The 1341-nt window shown below is 41.2% G+C and carries 2 protein-coding genes; both read right to left on the reverse strand.

Annotated features, from left to right (window positions below):
• Positions 1 to 213, reverse strand: a 213-nt coding sequence (locus tag AC3AYF_RS21155; protein ID WP_487780437.1) for a hypothetical protein, incomplete at its 3' end; no start/stop codon positions are given.
• 66 nt (positions 214 to 279) lie between these two features.
• On the reverse strand, positions 280 to 1341 hold a 1062-nt coding region (hpnE, locus tag AC3AYF_RS21160; protein WP_487780438.1), incomplete at its 5' end, for a hydroxysqualene dehydroxylase HpnE.

The following is a 1341-nucleotide window of genomic DNA, read 5'->3' on the forward strand; positions in this document are numbered from 1 at the left end:
AAGCATGCCGTCTTTATCCATACATTCGATATGTGTTGCAGTTAAGTCATCAATTGTGTGAGATTGGCTTAAGCTCGGCTCTCCCATCATTTCGATAACATCTTGTTCTGACATATTCATTTCGATTTCTGCTTCACTTGTTTTGGTGCCGCAAGCGGTAAGAAATGCACTAAGGAAAAGTGCGATAAAAAGTAATTTTATTTGTGCAAACATAATGTTCCTTTGAGGGTTAGCTAATTTGAATGGAGCACAGTATAACAGTTAGTAAAGTGATGTTAACTAACTGTTTTTAGTTGATAATAGTTGCTGAGCTGCATTCTTTCCATTTCGGATGGCCCCCTCTAATGTGGAGGGGTATGAATTGGCAACAAAATCTCCCGCTAACCATAATCCTTTAATCGTTGTCTCACATTTCGGCCGTTGATTTTCTATATTGACAGTGCAGGCAAAGGTCGCGCGTTTTTCACGGATCACAAACCCTTTTTCAACCGTAGCAGGAAGATCAGGTAGCACTTGGCGTATTTCTTTGCAGACCTGTTGGATTAACTCATTGCTGGAGAGTTTTTCATGTTTTCCTGGGGCACTAATGACCACAGCTATTAAGCCTGGAGATTGTTCACTACGGTCAAATAACCACTGACTGACTGTTCCAGACATTCCTAGCATAGGAGCAGGTAATCTTATATCTATTGGGTATTGTAAGTAGACGGTACAAATTGGATATTCAATAGGTTTATCAATCGTAATATGCGATTTTAGAAGCTTAGCGCTTTGTGAGGGGTTAGTGGCAATGATGATGGAATCTGCAGTAATGATTTTGCCATCTTGAATGTTAATGCCGGTCACTTTCCCTTGCTGAACAATGAGTCCTTGGACTCGAGTTTGCAAGCTGATTTGACCGCCATGCCGTTTAATATATTCGGCGGCAACATTAGGAAATAGATCGCCAAGAGCTTGTTGAGGTATCAGTAAATCTGCAGCAGATTTATGTTGGCCAAGGCTATCTTGTAATACTTTTGCAAGAGTGTGAGCAGAAGCATGATCGATGGGCGTATTGAGTGTCGCCAAGCATAATGGCTCCCATAATTGTTTAATAAGGCGATCAGACTGCCTTGTTTTTAGGAGCCAATCACTGACTGTTATATCATTCCCCGATAATACTTTAGGAATATTGGCTTGTAGTCGGGAGACCTGTAATAACCCAGAAAATCCGGCACTGCGAATAAGATTCCATGCTAAAGACAATGGCCATGGAAGCTTGCCCTTGGCGGATAAATTTAATGGCGGGTAATCAGTATCATAAATAGTGATATCGATAGACTGGCGATGAAAAGCCTCAGT

The sequence above is a fragment of the Salinicola sp. genome (assembly GCF_982684285.1).